Annotated in this window: 19 protein-coding genes; 13 read left to right on the top strand and 6 right to left on the bottom strand. The window is 65.8% G+C overall.

All coding sequences use genetic code 11. The features are described from left to right. Positions 1-4 precede the first annotated feature (4 nt). Positions 5-457, top strand: coding sequence for a hypothetical protein (locus tag AB0362_RS02230; protein ID WP_223145640.1), 453 nt, complete (start codon positions 5-7; stop codon positions 455-457). Continuing rightward, positions 454-981 carry a GNAT family N-acetyltransferase gene (locus tag AB0362_RS02225; RefSeq protein ID WP_317784275.1) on the top strand — a complete coding sequence of 176 codons (528 nt, stop codon included), beginning with the start codon at positions 454-456 and terminating at the stop codon, positions 979-981. The genes AB0362_RS02230 and AB0362_RS02225 overlap by 4 nt, the downstream gene beginning before the upstream one ends. Before the next feature lie 7 nt (positions 982-988). Here AB0362_RS02225 and zapE read toward each other — a convergent pair whose 3' ends face one another. Next, complete coding sequence (gene zapE, locus AB0362_RS02220) at positions 989-2,002, bottom strand: cell division protein ZapE (protein WP_094641984.1); 1,014 nt, start codon at positions 2,000-2,002, stop codon at positions 989-991. 34 nt (positions 2,003-2,036) lie between these two features. Here zapE and AB0362_RS02215 point away from each other — a divergent pair, with 34 nt between their 5' ends. From AB0362_RS02215 to AB0362_RS02190, 6 genes are all read left to right on the top strand, one after another. Continuing rightward, positions 2,037-2,825, top strand: a complete 789-nt coding sequence (locus AB0362_RS02215; RefSeq protein WP_366234730.1) for a pyrimidine reductase family protein — start codon at positions 2,037-2,039, stop codon at positions 2,823-2,825. 46 nt (positions 2,826-2,871) lie between these two features. After that, positions 2,872-4,434: an alpha/beta fold hydrolase gene (locus AB0362_RS02210; protein ID WP_366234729.1), complete on the top strand. Its 1,563-nt coding sequence runs from the start codon at positions 2,872-2,874 to the stop codon at positions 4,432-4,434. 63 nt (positions 4,435-4,497) lie between these two features. Further along, the gene (locus AB0362_RS02205) at positions 4,498-5,736 is read left to right on the top strand and encodes a glycosyltransferase family 87 protein (protein WP_068050607.1); all 1,239 of its coding nucleotides are present in this window, start codon (positions 4,498-4,500) and stop codon (positions 5,734-5,736) included. A 27-nt stretch (positions 5,737-5,763) separates the two neighbouring features. Then, a complete protein-coding gene (msrB, locus tag AB0362_RS02200; RefSeq protein ID WP_068050608.1) occupies positions 5,764-6,192 on the top strand; it encodes a peptide-methionine (R)-S-oxide reductase MsrB in 429 nt (142 codons plus the stop codon). A gap of 120 nt (positions 6,193-6,312) precedes the next feature. After that, positions 6,313-7,125, top strand: coding sequence for a polysaccharide pyruvyl transferase family protein (locus tag AB0362_RS02195; protein WP_366234728.1), 813 nt, complete (start codon positions 6,313-6,315; stop codon positions 7,123-7,125). Between the two features lie 87 nt (positions 7,126-7,212). Further along, positions 7,213-7,671 carry a MaoC family dehydratase gene (locus tag AB0362_RS02190; RefSeq protein ID WP_045195371.1) on the top strand — a complete coding sequence of 153 codons (459 nt, stop codon included), beginning with the start codon at positions 7,213-7,215 and terminating at the stop codon, positions 7,669-7,671. Here the strand turns inward: AB0362_RS02190 and AB0362_RS02185 are convergent. From AB0362_RS02185 to hemE, 5 genes are read right to left on the bottom strand one after another with little or no spacing between them, the layout of a single operon-like run. After that, on the bottom strand, positions 7,649-9,970 hold the full coding sequence (locus AB0362_RS02185) for a molybdopterin-dependent oxidoreductase (RefSeq protein ID WP_366234727.1): 2,322 nt from the start codon (positions 9,968-9,970) through the stop codon (positions 7,649-7,651). The two genes, AB0362_RS02190 and AB0362_RS02185, sit on opposite strands and share 23 nt — an antisense overlap. A gap of 13 nt (positions 9,971-9,983) precedes the next feature. Next, complete coding sequence (locus AB0362_RS02180) at positions 9,984-10,688, bottom strand: HAD family hydrolase (RefSeq protein WP_366234726.1); 705 nt, start codon at positions 10,686-10,688, stop codon at positions 9,984-9,986. Next, entirely contained in the window at positions 10,685-11,380 is a 696-nt protein-coding gene (hemQ, locus tag AB0362_RS02175; protein WP_366234725.1) for a hydrogen peroxide-dependent heme synthase, read from the bottom strand. Before hemQ ends, AB0362_RS02180 begins: the two co-directional genes overlap by 4 nt. Positions 11,381-11,384: 4 nt before the next feature. Further along, positions 11,385-12,740 (bottom strand): protoporphyrinogen oxidase, encoded by a 1,356-nt coding sequence (locus tag AB0362_RS02170; RefSeq protein WP_366234724.1) that lies wholly within the window; start codon positions 12,738-12,740, stop codon positions 11,385-11,387. Further along, on the bottom strand, positions 12,737-13,810 hold the full coding sequence (gene hemE / locus AB0362_RS02165) for a uroporphyrinogen decarboxylase (RefSeq protein WP_366234968.1): 1,074 nt from the start codon (positions 13,808-13,810) through the stop codon (positions 12,737-12,739). Before hemE ends, AB0362_RS02170 begins: the two co-directional genes overlap by 4 nt. Before the next feature lie 125 nt (positions 13,811-13,935). Here hemE and AB0362_RS02160 point away from each other — a divergent pair, with 125 nt between their 5' ends. The 5 genes from AB0362_RS02160 to sigJ all read left to right on the top strand — a co-directional run bounded on the left by AB0362_RS02160 (position 13,936) and on the right by sigJ (position 20,215). Further along, the gene (locus AB0362_RS02160; RefSeq protein ID WP_068050617.1) at positions 13,936-14,535 is read left to right on the top strand and encodes a DUF3000 domain-containing protein; all 600 of its coding nucleotides are present in this window, start codon (positions 13,936-13,938) and stop codon (positions 14,533-14,535) included. Between the two features lie 40 nt (positions 14,536-14,575). Further along, complete coding sequence (locus AB0362_RS02155) at positions 14,576-15,856, top strand: ribonuclease D (protein WP_094688727.1); 1,281 nt, start codon at positions 14,576-14,578, stop codon at positions 15,854-15,856. Positions 15,857-15,928: 72 nt separating this feature from the next. Beyond that, entirely contained in the window at positions 15,929-17,155 is a 1,227-nt protein-coding gene (locus AB0362_RS02150) for an acetyl-CoA C-acyltransferase (RefSeq protein ID WP_068050622.1), read from the top strand. Then, entirely contained in the window at positions 17,152-19,257 is a 2,106-nt protein-coding gene (locus AB0362_RS02145) for a 3-hydroxyacyl-CoA dehydrogenase NAD-binding domain-containing protein (RefSeq protein ID WP_366234723.1), read from the top strand. Before AB0362_RS02150 ends, AB0362_RS02145 begins: the two co-directional genes overlap by 4 nt. Before the next feature lie 97 nt (positions 19,258-19,354). Further along, positions 19,355-20,215, top strand: coding sequence for an RNA polymerase sigma factor SigJ (gene sigJ / locus AB0362_RS02140; protein WP_366234722.1), 861 nt, complete (start codon positions 19,355-19,357; stop codon positions 20,213-20,215). The last annotated feature ends 7 nt before the right edge of the window (positions 20,216-20,222 follow it).

Raw genomic sequence — 20,222 nt, 5'->3', positions numbered from 1 at the left:
AGGCATGCCGACCTGGGGATGGTTCATCGTGGCGTTGGTCCTCGTCGACGCTGCAGTGCTCGCGGCGTGGCTGTTGGCCCGCAAGAAGCCGGGCTCGTCCCCGGAGACCTCGCGCAACATCAGGCTCATCGGTCTCGACGAGAGCGCCCGCGCAGACATTCATTCGCTACTGGCCGCGAACAAGAAGGTTCAGGCCATCAAGGTCTTTCGTGAACGAACGGGTGCCGGACTCGTCGACGCGAAGAACGCGATCGAGAGCGTCCAGCGCGGCGAGCCGTTTCCGTCCTCCGCCACCATCGTCGACGCCGCACAATCCGGCCCGACACCCTGGGACGATCTGATCCCGCGATTGCAGTCACTGAAATCCGAGGGTAAAGCGATCTCTGCCATCAAACTGCTGCGCGACCGAACCGGGCTGTCGTTGCGCGATGCCAAGAACGCGGTCGATCTGCTGTGACCGTGCGCGTGGCAGCACGTGCCGATGCACGTCGCGTCGCCGAGGTGGCCGCGTCGACCTTTCCCCTCGCCTGCCCGCCGGGAACCCGGCCCGAGGACATCGAGCAGTTCGTCTCGAACGTGTTGTCGGCCGAGCGCTTCGAGAACTACATCGCCGACGCAACCAGAACGGTGCTGATCGACGAGACAGCCGATGCCGACGTCGTGGGCTACGCGATGCTCGTATCCGGGCCGCCGGCGGACCCCGGAATTCGCGCGACACTCTCGCCCGAGCCCACCATGGAAGTCAGCAAGCTCTACGTGCAGCCGACCCAGCACGGCAGCGGGGCCGCGGGGCGATTGATGTCGTCGTCACTCGACCATGCACGCCACTCCGGTTGTGCGACAGCATGGTTGGGCGTCAACCAGCAGAACGTGCGGGCGCAGAAGTTCTACGCCAAACACGGATTCGAGATCGTGGGCACCAAGACGTTCGTCGTCGGCGTCCAGACGCACGACGATTACGTCATGCAGGTGAGGCTGTGACGACCGCTCAGCCGACTGCAGCGAAACGAGACAGTGCCAGCAGACGCGAGGTGGCGCGCAGGTACTTCTTGCGGTAGCCGCCGGCCAGCATCTCCTCGGTGAAGATCTCGTCGAGCTTGCCGCCCGAGGCCGTCACCGGGATGCCCGCGTCGTACAGGCGGTCGGCGAGGACCACCAGGCGCAGAGCGATGGCCTGATCCGATGCCGGGTGCACGTTCTTCAGGAACACTGCCGGAATGCCGTCGAGCAACTTGCCGTAGCGGGAGGGGTGCAACGTGCTCAGATGCGCCAGCAGCTCGTCGAAATCGTCCAGGGTTGCACCCTCGACGGTATCGGCGCGGTCGATCAGCTCGGACTCCGAGGTGGGCTCGGGAGCCGGAGGTAGATCGCGGTGGCGGTAGTCGGGACCGTCGACCCGGATGGACTCGAAGATGGAGCCGAGTTTCTTGATCTCCCGCATGAAGTCCTCGGCGGCGAAGCGCCCCTCACCGAGCTGCCCGGGCAGGGTGTTGGACGTCGCGACGATGGATACCCCGCGCTGCGAGAGCTCGGAGAGCAACCGCGAGACCAACATCGTGTCGCCGGGATCGTCGAGCTCGAACTCGTCGATGCACAGCACGCTGTGGCTCGAGAGTTCCTCGAGTGCCTTGTTGAAGCCGAGAGCACCGACCACGTGGGTGAGTTCGACGAAAGTGCCGAACGCCTTGGGCTCGGGAACGCTGTGATAGATCGACGCGAGCAAGTGAGTCTTGCCGACACCGAAGCCGCCGTCGAGGTACAGGCCTGCACCGATGGCCGGGGTCTTCTTACCGAAGAGACCGCGCTTGCCCTTGCCGCGGATCTTCTGCACCTTGCTCGCGAACTCCTCGGCCTTCGCAACCGCAGCAGCCTGCGTCGGCTCCTTGGGGTCGGGAATGTACGACGAGAAACTGACGTCGTCGAACATCGCCGGCGGGACCATCTGCGCGATCAGCTGATCGGATGGAACCACGGGATTTCGGTCGACAAGGCGTGCGGGCATTTGCCGAGCGTAACGACGTGGTCTGATCTCTCTCATGCAGCTTCTCCATATTGGGACCTACTTCACATCGGAGCAGGCACCCGAGTCCGTGCCCAGCGTCGGATCGACACTCGACGACGATGCCGTCCGCGCCCTGCACGCGTATCCCACCGACGTGGACCGACCGTGGATTCGCACGAACTTCGTCGCCAGCATCGACGGATCGGTGACCGCGAACGGTAAGTCGGCGGGCCTGGGAACCCCCGCCGACGCCCGCCTGTTCGGCATCCTGCGAGAACTGTGCGACGCCGTCCTGGTCGGTGCCGGAACCGCGCGCGCCGAGAACTACGGCGGCGTCTCGCTGTCCACCGAAGCGAAGGCACGTCGAGTAGCGGCCGGGCTGGCACCGGTTCCGACGATCGTGGTGGTCACCGCCTCCGGTTCGATCGACGCGGACTCTCGATTGATCACCGACACCGAAGTGCAGCCGGTGGTGCTGACCTCGGCAGCGGCGGACGGCTCGAAGGTGGCCGCGCTTCGGGCAGCGGGAGCGACGGTGATCGAGGTGACCGGCGAATCGGTCTCGACCAGCGACATCGTCGCGACACTCAGCGACCTCGGATTTCGCCGCATCCTGTGCGAGGGCGGACCGGGACTGTTCGGACAGCTCGTGTCCGACGGGGCGGCGGACGATCTGTGTCTGACGATCTCGCCGATGCTGGTCGCCGGCGAGGCGGGCCGTATCGCCCACGCATCCGACGCCGCCGACGCGCCGATGCACCGGGTACACGTTCTGGGCGATGCCGACGGAACGCTGCTCACGCGCTGGATGCGTCGGCCATGAGCAGTGCGCGGCCCGGCATCGATCGAAAAGTCGATAGCCTCGCACGGTGACGCAGAAATCAACGTTGCTCGCCGCGGTCCTCGTCCTCGCCACGATGTGCGCGGCCTGTGGTGCCGGCCCGTCGATCCGACCCGACGTCGCGGTGGAACAACGCTCACCCGGTCAGCCCGCCGAGTCCTCGGCAGAAGCGCCACCGGAACCGGTCGCACTTGCCGTTCCGGCCACCGATCTCGCCTGGGCCGACTGCACCGCAGCCACACTCGGGACGTTCGGGCTCACCGCCACCACTCCCGGCCTGACACTCGAATGCGCAGAATACGAAGCCGACGTCGATGCGAGTGGACAGATGTTCGGCACCTTCGCCGTCGGTGCATTGCGTGCCCGCCTCGATCGGACGCCGGCCGATGCGGGCCCGCTGGTGTTCACCTCCGGCTCCGATCGGTCCTCGACGGCCACGTTGGCCACGATGGCCGCAGGCCCGCTCGCGACACTGCTCGAGGCTCATCCGATCGTCGCGGTGGATCGACGCGGCATCGGCCGATCCACTGCCGTGGACTGCATCGACGCAGAGACCAAAACTGAGGTCGACGCGCTGGGGCAGTTCACCAGATCCGATGCCGACACGGTCGACCGCGCCGTCGACGCCGGTCGTGACGCCACGATCGAGTGCACCGACACGTTGCAACCGCAGGAACTCGCGTTCGGAACCACCTACGCGGCGGACGATCTGGAGCGCCTGCGGCAACTCTGGGGTGTGGAACAGATAGGCCTGATCGGATCGGGCAACGGCGCGCTCACCGCGTTGGCCTACGCAGCGAAGTTTCCGGCCAACATCTCGCGTCTGATCCTCGATTCACCGACCGGAGTCGGCGCCGACCAGATCACGTTGGCCGAGCAACGGACACAGGGCAAGGAAGCAGCCTTCGCAGCGTTCGCGCAGCGATGCGTCGCGCTGAACTGCTCCCTCGGCAGCGATCCGACGGCGGCCGTCGCCCAGCTGCTCCTACGCGCCGCCGGTGGCGAATTCTCGCCGCTGTCCACGCACGAGATTCTCGACGGCATCACCTTCGCCCTGGCATCCACCGCAGGCGACGCGTCGTCCCGCGCCACCGGGCTCTCCACCGCCCTGTCCTCGGCCGCCGAGTCCGACACCACCGCGCTGGCCGCGCTCGCCGAGCGGGGTCGGAACGCCTACGGCACCGACGGTCAGTTCGTGTCCCGGTGCACGGACGGCCAACAGTGGCCGTCGCCGCAGGGCGTTCGCGACCTGTCGTCGCAGTGGACCGACCGCTATCCGATCTACGGCACCGACGCTGCCCTGACGGCTCTACTGTGCTCGTCCTGGCCGACTGCGCCGTCGACTCCGCTGCCCACCTCCCTGGATGTCCCGGTGTTGGTGCTGGCCAACGCAGGCGACCCGATCGTCGGCAACGGCGGGCTGTCCTCGGTCACCGGGTTGGTCGGGGCAACCGGTGCGGCCGTCGCCTCGGCCGCGTGGCAGGGCAGCGGGCATCCGAGTCTGGGCGGATCTCAGTGTCTGCAGGGCGCCGCGGTGAACTACGCACGAGACACCGCGCTTCCGACCGACGGCACTGTCTGCCCCGCCTGAGTCGGGTACGCATCGCGGGGTGTCCTTCGCCGGTACGGTCAGCGCCTCGGGTACCGTTCCCGGGTGTCACTTAGCTTTCTGGAGCCGCGGTCAGGGCGGACGACCGCCGAGGTAATCAAGTACGCCCTGTGGCCGATCGCCATCATGACCGTCATCCAGCGCGTGGTGATCAAAGCGGTCAACGGAGACATCACCAACGATTTCAACCCGGTGTACAGCGCCGCCCTGGCATTCCTCAACCGCCAGCCGGTGTACACGGCGAACTTCGACTCGGTCGATCCGCACTACCTGTATCAACCGAGCGCGACGATGCTGCTCTCCCCCATCGCCGTCATCGACCCCGAGCGATCCCGTTGGCTGTTCATCATCGCGAGCACCGTCGCGATACTGCTGGCCCTGTACATCCTGTTGCGCATCTTCGGATTCCGCCTCGATTCGGTGGCGGCCCCCGCACTCCTGCTGGCCGCCTTCGTCAGCGAAACAGTGACCAACACGTTGGTGTTCACCAACTTCAACGGCTTCGTACTCCTCGGCGAGGTCGCCTTCCTCGGGTTCCTCCTCCAGCGCAAGGACCTGTCGGCCGGTGTCGCCATGGGTCTGACTCTGGCGATCAAGCCGATGCTCGCCCCGCTGCTGTTGCTTCCGCTGATGACGCGTCAATGGAAGGTCTTCATCACCTCGATCGCCATCCCCGTCGTGATGATGGCCATCGCCTGGCCGCTGTCGGTGGATCCGATGAACTTCATCGACCGGACACTGCCGTATCTGCTGCAGACCCGCGACTACTTCAACAGCGCCGTCGTCGGTAACGGCCGGTACTACGGTGTTCCCGAACTCCTCACCCTCGGAATCCGAGCAGTCCTCGGAATCATGGTCCTGATCTCACTGTGGCTGCTCTACCGATACTGCCGCGAGGACCGCCTCTTCTTCTTCGCGACCACCTCGGGCTTGATCCTCACCGCACATTGGCTGTTGGGCTCGCTGGGTCAGATGTACTACTCCATGATGCTGTTCCCGCTGCTGATGACCGTCGTGCTGAAGAACTCGCTGCTGCGCAACTGGCCCGCCTGGCTCGCGATCTACGGGTTCATGAACTACGACCGATGGCTGTCGGGTCGCTGGATCGAAACCGGGCGCGCCTTGGACTACCTGCGCACCACTTTCGGCTGGGCCCTGCTCATCGTCGTCATCTTCGGCGTGCTCGTCGGACGCTATTTCGCCGCCCGAAGCGAAGGACGACTCGACGACGGAATCGAACCGAGCTACCTGCTGCCGAGCGCTCCACCTGCGAAAACGGCATAGCCCGACAAATCGTATTAGCGTGTGAGCATGAGTTCAGCAACCGACAACAATTCTGCCCCGGCCGTCCAGCTCACCGACGCACAGTGGCGCGAGAAGCTGACCCCCGAGGAGTACGCGGTGCTGCGGCAGGCAGGCACCGAACGCCCCGGCGTCGGCGAATACACCGACACCACCACCGAAGGTATCTACGAGTGCCGCGCCTGCGGAGCCGAATTGTTCCGCAGCACCGAGAAGTTCGAGTCCCACTGCGGCTGGCCGTCCTTCTTCGACCCGGCCGACAGCGACGCCGTCATCCTGAAGGAAGACACCACACTGGGAATGCGCCGAGTCGAGGTCGTCTGCCGCAGTTGCCACAGCCACCTCGGGCACGTCTTCGAGGGTGAGGGTTACCCCACCCCGACCGATCAGCGGTACTGCATCAACTCGATCTCGTTGACGCTCAAGCCCGCATCCTGATCGGACAGGACGCTCGGATGTCGCCGCGCTGAACGCGCCACGAGCTACAGATTCGACGAAATGGAGCCCAGACCGGTAAATTTACCTTTGATTACCTATGCATAAGGTAAATTTGCCGTCATGGCCACTTCGATCAAAACATTCTGGTGGCGTCAGGTAAAACTCACCGGCGTCAGACCCAATTTCGGCGACGAATTGACGCCCGAACTGGTGAAATCACTGTTCAGGCAGAAATGTTCCTGGCGTCGTGCGAAGCGAAGCGACATGATCGGGGCAGGTTCCACTCTCGAAATGGTCCAGCTCATGCAGGCGCGGAAGGATCTCAAGGTCTGGGGTTCGGGATTCATGCTCAGCGAGACTGCCCACGAAAAAGACTTCAGCTTCCCCGACTTCGACTTCCATGCAGTACGCGGACATCTGTCGCGTAGTCGGATCGAGTCCGACCGCAAGGTCGCGGTCGGGGACCCCGGGCTGTTGGCGAACAGGGTCTATTCACGCTCCCCGCGGGTACCTGGTCGAATCGGTCTCGTCTACCACTGGGTGCACAAGAAGGATCCCGTAGTGCTCGCGCTTGCGCGAGAAAAGAACGTGACGTTGATCGACCCGTCCCGAAAGCCGGCCAAGGTCATCGCCGACATCACCGCATGTGACTTCGTGATGTCGACGAGTCTGCACGGCTTGATCGTCGCTGACTCCTTCGGCATCCCCAATGCGTGGATAGAGCTGACGCAGGATATCGGCGGCAACGGATACAAATTCGACGACTACTACTCCGTTTTCGACCGAGAAGCAGTTCAGCATTCGTCGGACCTCGCGCGCGATCACGACAAGATCGCGCAGCTTCGGAGCGAATATCGACCGGTCCCGAATCTGACGGAAATCCAGGACAGTCTGATTGCCGCTTTTCCGTTCGCGTCGCGCTGTACGGCCTGAATTCAGCAGACCGACAACGACGCCGAACATCGCGCACCGCGCTCGTTCACCGTCGAGCGTCCTACTACGACGGTGCATACTGTGAGTATGCGCACTTTCACCTCACCAGAGCAGATCAAAGCGGCCGTCGGGGAAGACCTCGGCACCAGTGACTGGCTGCAGATCACCCAGGAACGGGTCAACACCTTCGCCGACGCCACGGGCGATCACCAGTGGATCCACGTCGACGTCGAGCGGGCGAAGAAGGAAAGCCCCTTCGGCGCACCCATCGCCCACGGATTTCTGAGCCTGTCCCTGGTATCGATGCTCAACTGGCAGATCTACACCATCGAGAACACCAAGCTCGGAATCAATTACGGCTCCAACAAGGTTCGCTTCATCAACCCGGTGAAGGTGGGCGCGCACGTGCGCCTGCAGACCACCCTCGTCTCCGTCGAAGAGGTATCGGGCGGGGCGCTACAGATGGTGACGGCAGGAACGTTGCAGATCGAGGGCGAGGACAAGCCGGCGCTGGTCGCCGAGATCATCTCTCGGGTCGTGTTCTGAACTCGGACCGAGCAGGTGGATCGAACGCGGTGATCGGCGGCAACGGCTCGTCGTAGCGTTCGATCTCCACCAGTACGTGCTGGCCGGTGCAGCCGCGCGCGAGCGCCGACGAGCCCTCGTCCGCGGTGAGCACGTTCACGCTGCCGTGCACGCACATCGAATCGGGATCTGCCGGATCGAGCGGGTCGTACCAGGCCCCGGTGGACAACTGCACGACCGATTCCAGCATCGCGTCGTCGACAACCACACCGGCCAAGCACGAGCCGCGGTCGTTGAACACCCGTACGACGTCGCCGTCCGACACTCCCCTGGCCCCGGCCGCCGACGAGTGCATTCGTATCGGCTCTCTACCCTTGATCTTCGAGTTACGGCTCACCGCACCGTGATCGAGCTGACTGTGCAGCCTGGTGCGCGGCTGGTTGGCGATCAGATGCAACGGAAACTGCTGCGCCCGGTGTCCACCGAGCCATTCCTGCGGCTCGAACCACATCGGATGCCCACGGCAGTCCTCGTAGTCGAACCCCGCCACGGTCGCCGAGAAGATCTCGATCTTTCCACTGGGGGTGCGCAGCGCGTTGCCCACCGGGTCGCGTCGAAAATCCTCGAAGAACGTCAGATCGTCCTCGGTCTTCATCCGAAACGAACCCTCGCGACGGAAACTGTCGTACTCCGGAGTAGCGACTCCCCCGGCGCGCAGATATCCGCGCCACTGCTCGTACAGATGCTCGAGCCACTGTTGCGAGCTACGCCCCTCGGTGAACTGTTGACCCACACCGAGTTTCGTAGCCAACTCCGCGAACGTGTCGTAGTCGTCGCGGGAGTCCGCGTACCGCGGGGCGGCCGGCTCCATCGCGACGAGCAAGGGATCGTTGCGTGTGCAGCTCAGATCCGATCGTTCCAACGACGTCGTCGACGGGACGACGATGTCGGCGTGCTTGGCCATCGGTGTCCAATACGGGTCGTGCACAACGACGGTGTCGGGCCTACCGAGAGCGCGACGCAGCCGCCCCAGATCCTGGTGGTGGTGGAACGGATTTCCGCCGGCCCAATAGACGATCTTGATATCGGGATAGGTCAATCGCCTACCGTCGTAGTCGAATTCGGCACCGGGATTCAGCAGCATGTCCGAGACCGCGGCGACCGGAATCAGGTCGGGAACGGGATTGACACCCTGCGGCAAGGTCGGCAACGGATACGGAACCGGTGCCAGACCCGGCTCGTTCATCGACCCGTAGCCGTGCCCGAATCCCCCACCCGGAACGCCGATCCTGCCCAGCATCGCCGCGAGTGTCACGCCCATCCACGGGGCCTGCTCACCGTGTCGCGTCCGCTGCAGTGACCAGGTGACCGTCACCATCGTGCGTTTCGACGCCATCTCCCGGGCGAGTTCCGCGATCACGGCGGCCTCGACGCCGCAGATCGCCGACGCCCACTGCGGTGTCTTGGGAATTCCGTCCGTGATGCCGAGCAGATATCGCTCGAACTCGGGGTATCCCTGGCAGTACTTCTCCAGAAACTCTGTGTCGTGCAGCTTTTCGTCGGCGAGCACGTGAGCCAGAGCCAGCATCATCGCCACGTCGGTACCGGGCCGCGGGGCGATCCAGCGCGCGTCGCCGTTCATGTCGTTGCGGAGCGGACTCACGGTGACGATCTGCCCACCGCGGGCGCGCATCGCGTCGAGCGAATCGACGGTCGGATGATCCGAAGTACCGCCGTGATTGATGCCGGTGTTCTTCACCGGAACTCCGCCGAACGCCACCAACAACTCGGTGTGGGCGGCGATCACGTTCCAGGAAGTGGAGCGCGAGAACATCTTCCAATGCGCACCGAGGACGTGCGGCATGATGACCCCGGTCGCGCCCAGTGAGTAGCTGTGGACCGATCGCGTGTAACCGCCGATGCAGTTGAGAAAGCGATGCACCTGACTCTGCGCGTGATGGAAGCGTCCGGCACTCGCCCACCCGTACGACCCGCCGTAGATGGCCTTGTTGCCGAATGCGTCGACGACCCTGCGTAATTCGGCTGCCAGCAGATCGGTGAGCTCGTCCCACGAGACGTCGACGAACTCGTCGCTGCCACGGGTGTCGGTCGGCCCCGGCCCGTGCTCGAGCCAGCCCCGGCGCACCGCCGGTGACGTGACACGGGATCGATGAGTCACCGAACCGACGAGGTTGCCCAACACCGGGGAGGGATTGCTGTCCGTCGACCGGGGATGGACTGCAGTGACATCGCGTCCGTCCGACTCGGCGCGGAACATGCCCCAGTGGCCCATGTGCTGGACTCCGGCCACGCCAGTCATCGAACCACCCCGGTCATCGAATTCCAAACTCGCGCAGCGCCTTCAATAGTGCATCGGGCCGCTGCGACGTCGGCGCCGGATCGACGAGAGCGAAGTGGCATCCGATCTCTCGTGCCGCACCGTCGGCCTCGTCGCTGTCGCCCACCATCAGCGTCACCGCGGGGTCCACACCCAACGCCGTCACCGCGTGCCGGAAGATCTCTGGCTGTGGCTTGACGTGACCGACCTCGAACGAGAGCACAAATTCGTCGACGAACCTGTCGAGACCGCGATCGATGAACGCGGGACGGATGTCGAATGCGATGTTGCTGAGGACCCCGATCCGAATCGACTCGGCAGCAAGCTTTTTCAGCACTCCTTCGGTATCCGGGTACGGCGTCCAAGAATCTGCGTCGATCACACGACCGTAGACGGATTCGGCGTGCGTCGGATCGGTGACACCGGACTGCGCAAGCACATGCAGATAGGCCTGCCGGTGCAGGGCCGGATCCAGGTCTCGGTTTCGCCACGCATGACGCGTCGCGTCGTCGAACTCGACCGTCTCCCCCACCGGTGCCGTCATACGGCGCATCAGTTCCGCGGCTCCCGCACCGTCGACGGGGGTGCCGTCGGCGTCGTGGATCCCGTCGAACCACGAGGGGTGCTCCTCGAGCCTGAACAACGTGCCCGAGAAGTCGAACAGAACGGCCTCGATCGCGGGTGCGCCCGTCGTCGTCACGGCAGGGATTCGACGAGCGCGTCCACCTCGACCCGAGGGCCGGTGAAGAACGGGGTCTCCTCGCGCACGTGTCGCCTCGCCTCGGTGGCCCGCAGGTCGCGCATCAGGTCCACGATGCGGTCGAGCTCGGGGGCCTCGAAGGCCAGGATCCACTCGTAGTCGCCGAGTGCGAACGACGGCACGGTGTTCGCCCGCACGTCCTTGTAGTCGCGTGCGGCCTTGCCGTGATCGGCGAGCATCGTGCGACGCTCGTCGTCGGGCAGCAGGTACCAATCGATCGAGCGGACGAACGGGTAGACGCAGATGTACGCGCCCGGATCCTCGCCGGCGATGAAGGCCGGGACATGGCTCTTGTTGAATTCGGCCGGGCGATGCAGCGCGGTGTTGCTCCACACCGGGGTGCTCGCCTTGCCCAGCGCGGTGGTGCGACGGAAATCGGAGTACGTCGCCTGGAGGTCCTCGATGCGCTCGGCGTGCGTCCACACCATGAAGTCGGCGTCGGCGCGCATACCGGCGATGTCGTACACCCCGCGCACCGCGACACCTTTGTCTTCACGACTTTCGAAGAACATCTTCGCCTCTTTGGCGGCCGCGGCCCGATCTTCGCCGAGAACGCCGGGCGTGACCTTGTAGACCGAGAACATCAAGTAGCGAAGAGTCGAGTTGAGCGCTGAGTAATCGAGGCGTGCCATGGCCCTATCGTGCCACTTCGATCAGACGGGCGGCAGCGGTGGTGGCGGACGCAATACACGCGGGCACCCCCACACCGCGCTGCCAGGCCCCGGTGACCTCGAGACCGGGTAGGTCCGCGACTCCTGCCTCGATGGCGGCGACGCGATCGAGGTGCCCCGGCGCGTACTGCGGTAGGCCTCCCGGCCAGCGCTGCACGGTCGCAGCGATCGGCTGCGCATCGATGTCCGCCACCGTCGCGAGATCCGCGAGTGCGATCTGGATCGACTCCGCGTCGGATCGGTCCGACGCCGCCGTGTCACCGAAGCGGCCGAGCGAGGCCCGCAGCAGTACCGCGTCACGCTCGGCCAGGTGCGGCCACTTGCGGCTCGACAGGGTGAATGCCTTCACGTCCAAGCCCGCGTCGGTGGCCACCAGGATTCCCGAATTCTGCGGCAGCTCGGTCGTCTTGGGAAAAGCGAGCGCGACGACGACCGAGGACGCGAGATCGATGTTCCGCGCGGCCTGCGACGCCGCGGGCGCCACCTCGGCGATGAGCCGACCGAGAATCGGCGCAGGGACCGCCAGCACCACGCCGTCGACGCGTCCGACTCCTTCGACGAACCATCCGCCGGACTCGCGGCGGATCTCACCGACGCCTGCACCGACCACCGTCCGGGCATCGGTTGCAGCGACGAGGGCATCGAGCAACACCGCGTAACCGTCGCGCAGCCCGCCGAACACCGGCCCCGGCGACGGGGTGGGCAGCGCAGCCAGCACTGCCTCGGTCAGGTTGGCTGCTCCACCGTCCAACGCGGCAGCCAACGTGGGCAGTGCCGCACGGATGCCGATGGAGCTCGACGAACCGGAGTACACGCCGCCGAGCAGCGGATCGACCGAACGGCTGACCACCTGGGAGCCGAACCTGGTGCCCACGAGATCGGCCACACCGACGTCCGAACCCGCGGTCCAGGCGAAGGGCCGAGAGGTCTCGGTCTCGATGAGGTGCAGGTCCTCGGGGTCCACCAGATCCCGTACCGAATCCGCGGACGACGGGATGCCCATCAGAGTGCCGACCGGGAGCGCGTGAGTTCGACCACCGGAGTAGACGAGCGGACGGACCGGCGCCGGGTAGACCAGCTGATCCGACAGACCGAGCTCGGCGAGAAGTGCCGGTACTTCCGGACGTCGACCGATGAAAGCCTCCGCACCGACGTCGAGCGAGTCCGCGCCGACCGCGGTGGTGCGCAGCGTGCCGCCGAGACGCGACGACGCCTCGACGACAGTGATCTCGGCACCCGGCCCGCAGGACTGTCGAAGGCGATACGCCGCGACGAGGCCGGAGATTCCGCCGCCGACCACGGCGTATCGCCGAACCGTCACAACGAATGTACCAGCGAGACCACCCGGGTCAGAATTTCCGGGTCGGTGTCGGGGAGCACTCCGTGGCCCAGGTTGAACACATGTCCGCGGGCACCGGCCGCCAGCGCGCGATCCGCCTCGGCGGTGATGCGTCGAACCTCTGCCTCGACCGCATCCCAGCCGGCGAACAGCACCGCCGGGTCGAGATTTCCCTGCAGCACCTTGCCGCCGCCTACGCGATGCACGGCGTCGTCGAGTGGGATTCGCCAGTCGACACCGACGACGTCGGCACCGGCTTCACCCATCGCCCCGAGCAACTCGCCGGTTCCGACGCCGAAGTGGATCTTGGGTACACCGGCCGAGGACACGGCGTCGAACACGCGCGTCGAATGCGGCAGCACGTACTCGCGGTAGTCGGCGAGCGACAGCGCACCCGCCCAGGAGTCGAACACCTGCACTGCGTCGACGCCTGCGGCGAGCTGAGCCTGCAGGAAGGTGATCGTCGTGGTGGCCAGTGCGTCGAGCAGGGCGTGCCAGGTCGCCGGATCGGACCGCATAAGAGCCTTGGTCTTCTCGTGATTACGACTAGGGCCGCCCTCGACCAGATACGACGCGAGAGTGAACGGTGCGCCCGCGAAACCGATGAGCGGTGTACCGGCGAGCTCACGGGTGAGGATCCGCACCGCATCCGCCACCGGCTCCACCTGATCCGAAGTCAGGATCGGCAGTGCGGCCACATCGGCAGCCGACCGCACCGGCTGCGCGACGACCGGCCCGGTGCCTGCGACGATGTCGAGATCGATACCGGCGGCCTTGAGCGGAACGACGATGTCCGAGAACAGGATTGCCGCATCCACGTCGTGCCGACGCACAGGTTGCAGGGTGATCTCGGCCACGAGGTCGGGTCGGAAGCACGAGTCCAACATGCCGATGCCGGCGCGAATCTTGCGGTACTCCGGCAGCGATCTACCGGCCTGGCGCATGAACCACACCGGCCGACGCGAGGGAGCTCGACCTGCGATCGCGGCCAGGAACGGCGCGTCCGGGAGTTCTCGACGGGCGGGGGCTGTGGAGTGCGGTTCGGCGTTCATCGGGTTCCATGCTGCCACGCGCGGGGAAAGCTCCTGCCACCAAGGGCGACACACCGACTTCGGTTGCATCACGGCCCGGCGCGCCTCCGCGTCCAGGCAACGTGACGCGTCTAACGTCCGGTGACGTGACCGAACCCCAATCCACCGCCGAACCTGCGCCGTTCCGCGCCGCCATCGACGCGATGCATCGGGCTCAGGTACACCCGGCGATCGAAATCGGTCCGATCCGGCCGCCGCAGCGTCTCGCTCCCTACAGTTACGCGATCGGGGCCGAGGTCAAGCATCCGGAATCCGACCGGATCGACGAACAGAGCGACGGCGACGCCTTCGGCCGCCTGATCCTGCTGTACGACCCCGACGGTGCCGAAGCCTGGAACGGCACCCTCCGACTGGTCGCCTACATCCAAGCGGACGTGGACGAATCCCTCGCCGACGATCCTCTGCTCCCCGAGGTCGGCTGGAGTTGGCTGGTCGACGCACTGGAGTCGCGGTCGGAGCCGCTCAACGCACTCGGCGGCACGGTCACCTCGACCAGCTCGGTGCGCTACGGCGACATCGCCGGGCCACCCAAGGCCCACCAGCTCGAACTACGCGCCTCGTGGACGGCCACGTCCGAGGACCTCTCGACGCACGTCGAGGCGTTCTGCGAGGTGCTCGCCTACGCCGCCGGTTTGCCGCCCGCGGGCATCACCACCCTCGGCCAGCGCAGTTCCAGCCGGACATAGTGGGCGGTCCTTCCACTCGCAGGGCTTAGAGTCACATCTCATGTCAGCCGAGAGTTCTCCCGAGACCACGCCGGACGACGAGGCGAACGAGCCTGTCGCCGTTCCGCTACTGGCCCCGGCTGACGGCGTACCCGACGTGGTCGACACGCCGGACGCCGTGCGCGCGGCTGCCGCCCTTCTCGCATCGGGACACGGCCCCCTCGCCGTCGACGCCGAACGTGCGTCGGGCTTCCGCTACTCCCAGCGCGCCTACCTCCTGCAGTTCCGCCGCCGCGGCGCAGGCACGGTTCTGCTCGATCCGATCCCGGTCACCGGCGACCTCGCTCCGCTCGCCGAGGTGATCAACCCGCTCGAGTGGGTGCTGCACTCCGCAGATCAGGACCTGCCGGGACTCGCCGAGCTCGGCCTGGTACCCGCCACGCTCTACGACACCGAACTCGCAGGCCGCCTCGCCGGATTCGATCGAGTGGGGCTCGGAGCCATCGTCGAACGCACCCTCGGACTGGCCTTGCAGAAAGGCCACGGAGCGGCAGACTGGTCCACCCGGCCGCTACCCGACACCTGGCTCAACTACGCAGCACTCGACGTCGAGGTTCTGCTCGAACTGCGCGACGCAATGGCCGAAGAGCTCGAACAGCAGGGCAAAACCGAATGGGCTGCACAGGAATTCGCCCACATCCTCACCCTCGGGCCACCCAAACCCAAGACCGACAGATGGCGTCGGACATCGGGGATCCATGCGATCAAATCTCCCCGCACTCTTGCTGCCGTTCGCGAATTGTGGAGCACACGAGACGAACTGGCGGCCAAGCGTGACGTGGCACCGAGCCGGGTGTTGCCCGACTCGGCCATCGTGGCGGCCGCAACGGCGGACCCGAAATCCGCGCGCGAGCTCGAGCAGCTACCGGTCTTCGGCGGTCCACGTCAGCGCAGATCGTCCCGATTGTGGGCCTCGGCCCTGACCCGTGCGCGGGCGCTCCCGACATCCGAACTGCCCTCGATGGCAGCGTCTTTCGACGGTCCACCCCCGGTCAATCGGTGGGCTCGCCGCGATCCCGATGCAGCTGCGCGACTTGCCGACGTACGAGCCGCGATGACAGAGCTCAGCGAATCGGTGTCGGTTCCGGTCGAGAATCTGTTGATGCCGGATCTGCTGCGCCGCCTGGTGTGGGATTGGCAGAGTCCGGTAGATCCCGACGTCGATCCGGCCGAGCTGATCGAGGCCCGCCTGGCCGACGGCGGGGCCCGACCCTGGCAGCGGACACTGGTGGTGCCGGTACTGACGAAGGCACTGCACCCTTCCCAAGTTACCGACGGGTAATACCCGCTACAGTAGGGGTCGCGTCCGGGCACCCGGGCGAGTCGTCCGCATCTGTCGGGAGGATCGAAAAGCGTGTCTGTACCCGCGTCCACCAGCTCACAGAGGAATGTTGTCTTCGTCGACGGCATCCGTACCCCGTTCGGCAAAGCAGGCCCCAAGGGCATGTACGCCGACACTCGCGCAGACGACCTCGTCGTCAAGGCAATCCGCGAACTCCTTCGCAAGAACCCCAACCTCCCTCCCGAGCGCATCGACGAGGTCGCGATCGCCGCGACCACGCAGACCGGTGACCAGGGCCTGACCATCGGCCGTACGTCCGCACTGCTCGCCGGCCTCCCCCGCAGCGTCCCCGGATTCGCGATCGACCGCATGTGCGCAGGCGCGATGACCTCGGTGACCACCACCGGGTCGGGCATCGGCTTCGGCCAGTACGACGTGGTGATCGCCGGTGGCGTCGAGCACATGGGCCGCCACCCGATGGGTGAGGGCGTAGACCCCAACCCACGTTTCCTCGCCGACAAGCTCGTCGATCCCAGCGCGCTAGTGATGGGCAACACCGCCGAGAATCTGCACGACCGGTTCCCGAGCATCACCAAGGACCGCACCGACGCGTACGCCGTCGCCAGCCAGAACAAGTACGACGCCGCCAAGAAGGCCGGCTTCATCGCCGACACCCTCGTGCCCGTCGCCACCAAATCCGCCGCAGGATGGGGCCTGGCCACCGAGGACGAGCCGCCTCGCCCCGGCACCACCGTCGAGGACCTCGCCAAGCTCAAGACGCCGTTCCGTCCCGCCGGTCGCGTCACCGCAGGCAACGCCGCAGGACTGAACGACGGTGCCACCGCCGCGATCCTGGCCGGCGAGGACACCGCACACGAACTCGGCCTGAACATCGGTATGCGCATGGTCGGCTTCAGCTTCGCCGGCGTCGATCCTGCCGTCATGGGCATCGGACCGGTCCCCGCGACCGAAAAGCTCCTCGGCCGAACGGGATTGAGCATCGACGACATCGGCCTGTTCGAGATCAACGAGGCCTTTGCCATCCAGGTCCTCGCGTTCCTCGAGCATTACGGCATCGCCGACGACGATCCACGCGTCAACCAGTGGGGCGGCGCCATCGCGTGTGGCCACCCCCTCGCATCCTCGGGTGTTCGCCTGATGACGCAGCTGAGCCGCCAGTTCGCTCAGCAGCCCGACGTCCGTTACGGCTTGACGACCATGTGCATCGGTCTCGGCATGGGCGGAACCGTCATCTGGGAGAACCCCAACCACGCTGACTATTCAGGAGCGAAGGCATGAGCGACATCACCACAGCGTTCAGCGACGAGGTAGTCACGAACGCGTTCACGAAGCTTGTCTCCGTACCGGGGCTCGACGGCTCCATCGCCCTGGTGACCTTGGACAACGGCTTCGATCACACCAAGCCGTCGACCTTCGGTCCCGGTGGACTGGCCAAGTTCGACGCCGCCCTCGACGAGGCATTCGCGGCGAACCCGGTGGCCATCGCCGTCACCGGTAAGCCGTTCATCTTCGCCGTCGGTGCCGACCTCAACGGTGTGCCGAACATCAAGACCAAGGACGAGGCGCTGCAGATCGGGCAGCTCGGTCACAAGGTCTTCCGACGCCTGCGCGAGTCGACCGTTCCGACGTTCGCCTTCATCAACGGTGCCGCACTCGGTGGTGGCCTCGAAGTGGGACTGCACTCGCACTATCGGACCGTCGCGGAGAACGCTGCCGCACTCGGTCTGCCCGAGGCCTTCCTCGGCCTGGTGCCGGGATGGGGCGGAACTCAGTTGCTGCCCAACATCATCGGAGCCTCGAACGCGGTCACCGTCGTCATCGAGAACGCACTGAACCAGAACCGCGTCCTCAAGCCGCAGCAGGCACTCGACCTCGGCATCGCCGACGCCCTCTTCGGCGGAGCCGACTTCCTCGAGCAGTCCCTTGCGTGGGCTGCTCAGGTCGTCAAGGGCGAGATCACCCCGGCGCGTCCCGAGATCGACCGCGGGCAGGCCTGGGACGACGCCATCGCCCGCGCCAAAGGCATCGTCGCGGGCAAGACCAACAACTTCGCCCCCGGCCCCGTCGCAGCGGTGGAGCTGCTCGAGCTCGCCAAGAGCACCGACATCACCGACTCTGCCTCACTCGACAAGGCCTTCGCGGCCGAGGACGAGGCCCTGTCCACGTTGCTGGTCAAGGACGAGCTTCGCGCCGGGCTGTACGCCTTCGATCTGGTGCAGAAGCGCGCCAAGCGTCCCGCCGGTGCACCCGACAAGTCGTTGGCGCGCAAGATCTCCGGCGTCGGCATCGTCGGTGCCGGCCTGATGGCCAGCCAGCTCGCACTGCTGTTCGTGCGGCAGCTGAAGGTGCCGGTGATCCTCACCGACATCGATCAGGAGCGCATCGACAAGGGCGTCGGCTACGTCCACGGCGAGATCGACAAGCTGCTCGGCAAGAAGCGCCTGGCCCCCGATTCCGCAAATCGGTTGAAGGCGTTGGTGTCCGGCTCGATCGACAAGTCCGCGTTCGCGAATACCGATTTCGTCATCGAGGCCGTGTTCGAGAACCTGGACGTGAAGAAGAAGGTGTTCGCCGAAGTCGAGGAATTCGTCTCTGCCGACACTATTCTCGCGACCAATACGTCGTCGCTGTCGATCACAAAGATGGCGGCCGACCTGAAGCACCCCGAGCGCGTGGTGGGCTTCCACTTCTTCAACCCCGTCGCAGTGCTGCCACTGCTCGAGGTCGTCAAGGGTGAGAAGACCGACGATGCGACTCTCGCAACAGCATTCGCCACCGCGAAGACTTTGAAGAAGTCTGCCGTGCTGTCGGCGGATCTCCCCGGATTCGTCTTCAACCGTCTCGTCACTCGCGCGTCGAACGAGATCATCAGCGCGATCGACGAGGGCACTCCGTTCGATGTCGCCGACGGCGCAGTGGGCGAACTCGGCATGCCGATGAGCCCGCTGACGTTGCTGGCACTCGTCGGACCGGCCGTCGCTCTGCACACCGCCGAAACCCTGGCCGAGGCATACCCGGAGCGATTCAAGGACTCCGCCGGATTCCGTGCACTCGTCGAGGCGAAGAAGCCGGGTGTGTGGACCTACGGACCCGAGGGCCAGGTCGTCGATCCCGAGGTCGCCGCACTGTGGCCGCAGGGCGACTCGCCGTCGACCGCCGAGCAGGTGCTCGAGCGCACCCGCAACGCGATCGCCGACGAGATCAAGATCATGCTCGACGAGGGCGTCGTGGCAGCAGCCGAGGACATCGACCTCTGTCTGCTCCTCGGCGGCGGATTCGGCTTCTGGAACGGCGGCATCACTCCATACCTCGACCGTAGTGGGGCCTCCGAGGCCGCCACCGGTCAGCGCTTCCTCGCACCTGGCGTAGCCAGCGTCTAGCACTGCCCGCCGAGTTCGAGGTTGTGGACGGATTTCTCCGGATTTTCGTCCATGACCTCGAACTCGGCTTTTTCGTGTCGAGATAAGGTCTGACCCGATGAACAGCGAACGCAGTCGGTTGATCGGAATCGGCTACCGCATGCTGGGTTCCTACAGCGACGCCGAAGACGCCGCCTCCGAGGCTCTCGTTCGCTGGTACCGACTCACCGACGCCGAACGTGGCGCCATCGACGTCCCGGCGGCGTGGCTCACCCGAGTGGTAGGTCGCATCTGCCTCGACGTACTGAGTTCTGCTCGCGCTCGACGCGAGAACTACGTCGGTCAGTGGTTGCCGGAACCGGTCCCCGGCGCCGATTCCCGCGACGCGGCCACGATGGACCCGGCCGACCGAGTAGTGCAACAGGATTCGGTGACCCTCGCGCTGCTCGTCGTGCTCGAGTCGCTCGGTCCGGCGCAGCGAGTCGCCTTCGTACTGCACGACGCGTTCGCCGTCCCGTTCGACGAGATCGCCACCGTCCTGGATCGATCACCGGCCGCCTGCCGCCAACTCGCCTCTGCCGCACGAGCTCACGTGCATTCCCGTCACCGCTCCGTCGCCGACCCCATCGACCACGACCGCGTCGTGCGGGCTTTCGCGTCGGCCTCGGCGGGCGGAGATCTCGCATCCCTCGTCTCGGTGCTCGCGCCCGACGTCGCCCTCGTCAGCGACGGCGGCGGCCACGTCTCCGCGGCCCGCAACGCCGTCCTCGGATCCGATCGAGTCGCTCGGTTCGTTCGCGGCATCACCGCCAAATCGACCGACCTCGAGTGGTCCATCGAACCCGTCAACGGCCTGTCGGGCATCGTGATGCGGCGCGGCAGCGCGGTGTTCGGCGTCATCGGGTTCGACGTCGCCGACGGCGTTGTCTCGAACGTCTGGATCGTGCTCAATCCGGACAAACTCCGCCACTGGGTCTGATGCACGC

The sequence above is a fragment of the Rhodococcus sp. NPDC079359 genome (genome assembly GCF_040702585.1).
Classification (GTDB): domain Bacteria; phylum Actinomycetota; class Actinomycetes; order Mycobacteriales; family Mycobacteriaceae; genus Rhodococcoides.
This window is presented reverse-complemented; position numbering and strand designations above follow the sequence as displayed.

What these genes read in the sequence shown, in the direction of transcription:
- AB0362_RS02230 (WP_223145640.1), top strand. Translation starts at nt 5, where the DNA reads ATGCCGACCTGGGGATGGTTCATCGTGGCGTTGGTCCTCGTCGACGCT.
- zapE (WP_094641984.1), bottom strand. Translation starts at nt 2,002, where the DNA reads ATGCCCGCACGCCTTGTCGACCGAAATCCCGTGGTTCCATCCGATCAG.
- AB0362_RS02215 (WP_366234730.1), top strand. Translation starts at nt 2,037, where the DNA reads ATGCAGCTTCTCCATATTGGGACCTACTTCACATCGGAGCAGGCACCC.
- msrB (WP_068050608.1), top strand. Translation starts at nt 5,764, where the DNA reads ATGAGTTCAGCAACCGACAACAATTCTGCCCCGGCCGTCCAGCTCACC.
- AB0362_RS02195 (WP_366234728.1), top strand. Translation starts at nt 6,313, where the DNA reads ATGGCCACTTCGATCAAAACATTCTGGTGGCGTCAGGTAAAACTCACC.
- AB0362_RS02190 (WP_045195371.1), top strand. Translation starts at nt 7,213, where the DNA reads ATGCGCACTTTCACCTCACCAGAGCAGATCAAAGCGGCCGTCGGGGAA.
- AB0362_RS02185 (WP_366234727.1), bottom strand. Translation starts at nt 9,970, where the DNA reads ATGACTGGCGTGGCCGGAGTCCAGCACATGGGCCACTGGGGCATGTTC.
- hemQ (WP_366234725.1), bottom strand. Translation starts at nt 11,380, where the DNA reads ATGGCACGCCTCGATTACTCAGCGCTCAACTCGACTCTTCGCTACTTG.
- hemE (WP_366234968.1), bottom strand. Translation starts at nt 13,810, where the DNA reads ATGAACGCCGAACCGCACTCCACAGCCCCCGCCCGTCGAGAACTCCCG.
- AB0362_RS02155 (WP_094688727.1), top strand. Translation starts at nt 14,576, where the DNA reads ATGTCAGCCGAGAGTTCTCCCGAGACCACGCCGGACGACGAGGCGAAC.
- AB0362_RS02145 (WP_366234723.1), top strand. Translation starts at nt 17,152, where the DNA reads ATGAGCGACATCACCACAGCGTTCAGCGACGAGGTAGTCACGAACGCG.
- sigJ (WP_366234722.1), top strand. Translation starts at nt 19,355, where the DNA reads ATGAACAGCGAACGCAGTCGGTTGATCGGAATCGGCTACCGCATGCTG.